This is a genomic window from Blautia sp. HCP3S3_D9, assembly GCF_052063845.1.
In the GTDB taxonomy this organism is placed as follows: domain Bacteria; phylum Bacillota; class Clostridia; order Lachnospirales; family Lachnospiraceae; genus Blautia_A.
The window spans coordinates 1-6,729 of sequence record NZ_JBQHWS010000158.1; the positions used below are offsets into that span (position 1 = coordinate 1).

Here is a 6,729-nt window from a genome sequence, read left to right on the forward strand (position 1 = left end):
GTGCTTTACGCTTGCTCCGATATGCTGAGACTGAATACCTCGAACCATAGCTGCTCCGGTCTTTCCTGCGAGGTATGGATCTTCGGAATAGTATTCGAAGTTACGTCCGCAGAGCGGGCTTCTGTGGATGTTGCAGGCTGGTGTAAGCCAGATGCTGATGTTGTTTTCTTTTACTTCTTCTGCTCCGGCTTTGCCGACTTTCTCTACCAGTTCTTCATCCCAGGTGCTGGCAAGAAGTGTAGCGCATGGCCATGCAGTTGTTTTTACACCGGCCCATGGACGAATACGGAGACCTGCAGGTCCATCAGCTGTCATGACGTTTGGTACGCCATATTCTGGGATATTTCCCATACCAAAGGTGTCTGCACATCCTGTGTTTGGCTGGCCGCCAAGGAGATTAATACAGTCATCCAGGCTCAGGATATCCATGAATTCATCCAGAGTCATCTTTCCGTCTGCAACATCTGAGAAGCGGATTCCTTTCGGGTCGATAAAATCAAGGAAATCGATTCCTTTATGCAATCTTGTGTCAGGGCATGGAAGTCCGATCGCGTATTTGTCTTGTCTCGGCAGACCCTCTTCTTCTACGTATTCACGCTGCGGAAGTTCCTCATAGGAACCGTCTGCAAGCATACGTTTTGGCAGATGATATGGAGCTACTTTCTGACTTAACTGCTCAGTAACTGTGTCTTCTTCTACTACATATGTAAAGTCAATCTTCGCTGCATCTCTTACGTTTGTGCCGACGTAGATTACGTATTCTCCTGCTTCCAGAACATAGGCAGATTTGCATACTTTTCCCAGATCATCGTAAGATGCCATCTGGTTTACCGGAAGTTTCAGGGTAAGGATCTGGCGTTCGCCTGGCTGGAGAAGGCTGGTTTTCCTGAATGCGCCCAGTACTTTTGCAGGCTTTCCGAGTTTGCCCTGAGGTGCTCCATAATAAAGCTGGATAACTTCTTTTCCGGCTGTTTTTCCAGTGTTGATTACTTCTGCGAGGACTGTGATCACGCCATTTTCTTCGGAAGCACCCGTTACCTTCCAGTCGAAATCTGTATAGGAAAGACCGAATCCGAATGGATAATTTACTTTCTCTGCTGCACCGGGAATTGTCTCAAAGTAGCGGTAACCTACGTAGATATCTTCCGTGTAATCCACATAGAATGCAGACTCATGGAAATTTGCTGTGGATGGATAATCTTCCAGATTTTTTGCGTAGGTATCGGATAATTTACCGGATGGATTTACATCACCGCAAAGTACATCTGCTGTTGCAAGACCACCTTCCATACCACCCTGCCATGCCATAAGAACGGACTGAATCTCGTCACAGTCTTTGAACCATTTGGTGTCTACGATACCGCCGACATTCATGACTACGATCACATGCGGAAATGCTTTCGTTACTTTTTCTACCATGGCATTCTCTGCATTTGTCAGGCAGAAATCACCGTCCTCGAAAATCTTCGCAGACAGTTCGGAGTTCTTTTTTTCATCACCATCAAGAACATATCCGTCCTGAGCAGCTTCGCATTTTCTGTCCCATCCTTCACCGGAGAAACGACAGATAGTAATCACTGCTGTGTCTGTATATTCTCTTGCTTCGTTCAGAAGTTCATCCGGAAGTTCCGGCTCAACAGTCATACCAGGTACTGCACCATCTGCGTACTGTTTCTGGATATCTTCTTCATAATATTTCGCAAGTTTATCAAAGATTTCTACTTTTCCCTCATCCTCTTTGATCTTCATTCCTTCGTAAAGATTACGGATATATTCTACGGTTACATCGCCGCTTCCACCGCCGCCTTTTACGTAATCAACAGTTCCTTTACCGAAAAGTGCTACTTTTGTTCCTTTCCGGATCGGAAGTGTGTTTTTCTCGTTTTTCAGAAGGACCATTCCCTCTCCTGCTGCCATTCTGGAAAGTGCAATGTGTTCTTTACTTCCTGTAACTCTTCGTCCATCTTCCCCCAGCGGAAGCACCGGCTGGAAGAAGCTTCTCTGCCATTTTGCCATTATCTTAATCCTCCTTTAATTCTCCTTAGTCAAGCAGATAAAATCATCCGCTTCGCTACTTGCTTGATTTGGTTAAAGTTCTTCCTTCAAAAATGCAAAAGGTTCTTCATCCTGAAGGAAATGCATAAGCTGATATGCGCACATGATCGCTACATTTTCTTCACGCAGAATCCTCTTTACTTCTTCTCTGTCAGCAAGTACAACCTCTATTTCCTCTGTATCTTCCTGTGCATCTTTGCTGATCTCACCTTCCGCATATCCGTAAACAGTTGCACAGGATTCATCCGTCATGCCAACCGTTGTGAAATATGGTTTCTCAAATGCAGGATCTACTTTCAGAGGTGTGAATTTCAGTCCTGTTTCCTCGTACATTTCTCTTACTGCACCCTCATGGAATTCTTCGTTCGATTCTACCAGACCTGCCGGGAATTCGTAGATGTATCCGCCGATTGCATATCTGTACTGACGTACCAATACAACCCTGTCTTTTTTCTCTCCGTAAAGACTGTAAATAATTACACCATCCGGAGTATTTTTACCTGTTTTTATCTTTAATTCGTTAATACTCTTCGCACGTGATGCCACGAAATATGACACAGGAGTATTGTGGACACTTGTTGCATTTAAATGATACAAATTCAAAAATTTACAGTCTGTCAGTTTCTCAATATTGTGTATCTGTCCCATAATGGATACTTCCTTTCGCTATTCATAAACCTCACATTCTGATGTTTATATCGTCTGTTTTATCTTACCATATTATCGTATCTTTTTTAAGCCTGTCTGACAATTTCCGTAATTATTTTTTACACATAAAAAGAAGAACAGCTGCAGATTTTTCATCATACGGCTGTTCTTCTTTTTTATTTATTGTACTGCCAATTTATTTATTCTTTATCAGATATAAAATCAATCTCCCTTAAGAACTACACGTATTCTCTTATAAATCAGGAATACGATCAGGGATGTCAGAGCATATTTGAATATGTTGAATGGGAAAATGATCATTGCTGCAAATGTAAGAAGATTATTTACAGAGCTGTGTACTGCGCTACCCATTTCAATAAATGCTTCTACCGGCATTCCAAAAGCCTTTCCGTATGCCGGAAGTAACACGAATGCATTGATAAAGCATGCAACTACTGCTGTAAGTACGGTTCCAACTGCCATTCCGATCACTGCATGTTTTCTGCTCTTAACAGATTTATAGCGGTAGATCAGACCTGCCGGAACTGCAAATGTACATCCAAAGATGAAGTTTGCCACATCGCCTACACCTGCTGTCATAGATCCCTTCGTTACCAGATGCACAAGAATCTTCACCAGCTCGATCAGTACACCTGCGATCGGTCCCATTGCGAATGAACCAACCAGTACCGGGATTTCTGAAAAGTCCAGCTGATAAAAACTCGGTGCCAGGAAAGGAAGCGGAAACTCCAGATTCATTAAAATTCCTGCGATAGCGCCAAGCATGGCTATCTGTGTTATAGTCCTCGTCTTACTTCTTGCCATCACATTTCCATTTCTTAATACCTGTTCACTCATACTGTTTTTCTCCTTTGAAATTATTCCCTATGGATATGTCTCATATCCTGTTAAAAGAAAATTCCACAAGCTTTTTATATAATGAAGATTTTCTTCAACATATAAAAAAACCCCGGATCATATATCCGGGGTAATGAGCACGTATGGTAAATATCGCGTGTTCTTCTCTCATCCAGACTATACTGTCGGTTCTGGAATTCCACCAGATCAGCCGCCGAAGCGGGTCGCGGACTATAACCGCCGGTAGGGAATCTCAGCTGATGCTGATCACCACAACCCCGAAGAATTTTCTTTTATCTGCATCTGATTATACTACATACAGATATCTATTTCAATATCATTTGTGACTTTTTTCTAAGTTTCACCAAACTTTGAACAATATCCAATATTTTTACAATTACAATAACTGGATTATCCTATAGATGTAAATCCTTTAAGAGCAGAAGAAACTTTCTTTTTATATGTTGCATAGCTGACCCTTTTTCCGTTAATCTTATATCCTGGTCTGTACGCCGGATCAAATCTTCCATAACGACCATTAAGATATTCTGCTTCCAATGATTTTGTTGCACTCTGTCCTTTAATCTTATAGATATATAAGGAATTTCCACCTGTATTAGCTGTAGGTAATGCTACCTGATGTTTTTTCTTAGAATACTGTGCCCGCATATTATAACCTTTTCCTACGCCAACACTTTTTAAACATTTCTTTTTACCGGTACTTACATTATATGTATATACTTCGTTAGCCCATTTCGAACTATTATATACTACCAGTTCCGGCACTCCGTTTCCATCAAGATCTATAATCTTGTAATCTCCTCCAGACTGCCAAATCAGTTGCCTGTAACTTGCAACAGCAGCTTTATATTTTGACGAAGCTGCCATGGTTGGTATTGACATACCTAAACACATTATCAAGGATAATAATATACAACATATCTGTTTCATTTTCTTTCGCATAGTGATCTCCTCCCTGTTTGATCTGCAATTTATTCGCTATACAGAAATTATAACACAAAACGGGCAAAAGAGGCTATTAAACTTTACTCTGCCTGATTAATATTATTGACCTTGCAGTCTACTAATACAACAACCTACATTTCCCCGCCATTGGTATTTCCAAATAAACTTTTTCTCAACGATAGACCGGTTACTTCTACCGTGTCATCCTCGAAAATATTATCCCGTTCTCCATTAAATAAACAGAATACCGCTGTTCTTTTTCATCTATCAGATTCCGCTATATCAGTCAATGACCATCTCCAATTCACTCATCCTTTATTACACTCATTATACCCTTCTCTTATCAGCTTTTCATTCACTGGCAGTATATGTTTTATGCCACAGCAACAATAGTTTTCTTACTTATAACCAGACATTATTTTTATTCCTTACAGTCAACTAGCAAATATAAAATTTACAATCTTCTTTGATAATTGACGAACTACTGAGAATATGCTTTAATGGATTTAGCATAAATACTTCAGGAGAACAAGCATAGTTCTCAACTACGTTTCTACACCAACGATACATGTATCATATCTCACAGAAAGAAATGGGGGAACACAAATGGGACTTATAGCTATCAGCAGCATGGTATTCTTAGGTGGTATGTATCTGATGATTGCATTTGCATGGTGGATTTTGCAGATCATTGCCAACTGGAGGATCTTTATCAAAGCAGGGGAAGACGGATGGAAAAGTATTATTCCAATATATGGCGATTATATTTCTTATAAAATCGCATGGCAGCCTGCATATTTCTGGCTGACATTAGTTCTTGAAATCGTATCTTCCTGCTTACAGGGAACTCTTGAAACAAACGACAGTTTAATGATCTCCATGATCATCGTACTGATCAAAATCATACTTGCCATAATCAGCATTATGTACAGTGTTAAACTTGCAAGAGCTTTTGGCAGAGGCACAGGATTCGCCATTGGCCTTATCTTCTTACAGCCAATCTTCATGCTGATCCTTGGCTTCGGCGATGACAGATATTATGGGGCAGATAAATAAGTATATATTAAATGGAAAATCCCCGGAACTCACGTTCCGAGGATTTTTACATATATACAGATTACAGTCTATTATAGAATTCTGTTGTCAAAATATTCTTTTACCGTTTCACAGCAAAAATCAGAATTGTCAATCCACCGGAGCAGACAAATAACTTGCCAGACAATACCCAGATGAACCTTGATAATACACAGAAATAAATCCGTTTCCGGCATCTCCGAATGTAGCAACGGCTGTTCCCAACGGAATCTGACAAATTTCAGCAGCATTTACATCTGGATTTGTGCGAAGAGTAATACTTTCATTGCAGTTAATCACATAACGTGTATGTGGAATCGGAGCACCTTCTGTTGGTTCTTCATATTTAGTAACCTGAGTAAGCGCAATCCATCCGTATGTTCCATTATAATTTGTATAGCCCCATGAATTTCCATTGGAAGCCACTGCTTCCTGAGTTACAGTCAGAACTGTTCCGTTTGGAATCATGTCTGGAAGAACTTTGTCATACTCCACTCCTGCGCCACAGCGCATGTTTACACCGCCATCTGGGGCTGTTACTTGTACATTGTAAGTGGAAGTTGCATTGCCAGTTGGAATACTATCAGGTGTGAGCAATTCTATTTTGTTGTCAAATTCTGTATAATTCTCATTTGCGCCAAGTTCTCTTGATTCTATCAAAGTTTCTGTAATGTTCTCTCCACTCTTTGTAATTCTATTTATTTCCTGATAACCCTGAAATCCATACAGGAAATAAATCCCATTTCCATCCGGCGCTGTGTAAAACATGCCCTGACTGCCTATTGTTCCGATTTGACTAACATATTTTCCATCTTTTAAAGTATAAATGTCATTTACCCAATCAGCAAGACACGTTCCATGTGATAAAATTAATTCTTTCGTTCCATCCTGATCAATATCATATAATGCCACGGAAACGTCTGTATATGGCGAACTGTTTTCTGCTTTTATCGATTCATAATTTATCCTAGATTATTCGCGGAACAGCCGTGAAACCGGCTGAAAGCCGCATAGTTGCTGTGTTTTAACAGTATATTGCTTTTCACCTATCAAGTGAATGAAAAAAGAGCATCCATTTGTGGTAAAATTAAGGTGTTCGAAGCCATTAATAATACAAACAAAGGAGCC

The 6,729-nt window shown here is 40.3% G+C and carries 6 protein-coding genes and 1 riboswitch; of the genes, 1 reads left to right on the forward strand and 5 read right to left on the reverse strand.

From position 1 onward, the window contains the following. The 4 genes from ACTNES_RS18485 to ACTNES_RS18500 form a co-directional block, all read right to left on the reverse strand. Positions 1-2,016, reverse strand: a 2,016-nt coding sequence (locus ACTNES_RS18485; RefSeq protein WP_441040336.1) for a glycoside hydrolase family 3 C-terminal domain-containing protein, incomplete at its 3' end; no start/stop codon positions are given. Between the two features lie 72 nt (positions 2,017-2,088). After that, positions 2,089-2,703, reverse strand: coding sequence for an NUDIX hydrolase (locus ACTNES_RS18490; protein ID WP_441040337.1), 615 nt, complete (start codon positions 2,701-2,703; stop codon positions 2,089-2,091). Between the two features lie 222 nt (positions 2,704-2,925). Next, complete coding sequence (locus tag ACTNES_RS18495; protein WP_173700203.1) at positions 2,926-3,561, reverse strand: ECF transporter S component; 636 nt, start codon at positions 3,559-3,561, stop codon at positions 2,926-2,928. Between the two features lie 156 nt (positions 3,562-3,717). Next, a riboswitch (FMN riboswitch) is annotated at positions 3,718-3,851 on the reverse strand. Between the two features lie 121 nt (positions 3,852-3,972). Further along, entirely contained in the window at positions 3,973-4,464 is a 492-nt protein-coding gene (locus ACTNES_RS18500; RefSeq protein WP_441040338.1) for a hypothetical protein, read from the reverse strand. Between the two features lie 669 nt (positions 4,465-5,133). Between ACTNES_RS18500 and ACTNES_RS18505 the strand changes: the two genes are divergently transcribed. Then, positions 5,134-5,583 (forward strand): DUF5684 domain-containing protein, encoded by a 450-nt coding sequence (locus ACTNES_RS18505; RefSeq protein WP_320813094.1) that lies wholly within the window; start codon positions 5,134-5,136, stop codon positions 5,581-5,583. Between the two features lie 129 nt (positions 5,584-5,712). Here ACTNES_RS18505 and ACTNES_RS18510 read toward each other — a convergent pair whose 3' ends face one another. Then, positions 5,713-6,513: an SH3 domain-containing protein gene (locus ACTNES_RS18510; RefSeq protein WP_441040339.1), complete on the reverse strand. Its 801-nt coding sequence runs from the start codon at positions 6,511-6,513 to the stop codon at positions 5,713-5,715. Positions 6,514-6,729: the final 216 nt, after the last annotated feature.

What these genes read in the sequence shown, in the direction of transcription:
- ACTNES_RS18490 (WP_441040337.1), bottom strand. Translation starts at nt 2,703, where the DNA reads ATGGGACAGATACACAATATTGAGAAACTGACAGACTGTAAATTTTTG.
- ACTNES_RS18500 (WP_441040338.1), bottom strand. Translation starts at nt 4,464, where the DNA reads ATGTCAATACCAACCATGGCAGCTTCGTCAAAATATAAAGCTGCTGTT.
- ACTNES_RS18505 (WP_320813094.1), top strand. Translation starts at nt 5,134, where the DNA reads ATGGGACTTATAGCTATCAGCAGCATGGTATTCTTAGGTGGTATGTAT.
- ACTNES_RS18495 (WP_173700203.1), bottom strand. Translation starts at nt 3,561, where the DNA reads ATGAGTGAACAGGTATTAAGAAATGGAAATGTGATGGCAAGAAGTAAG.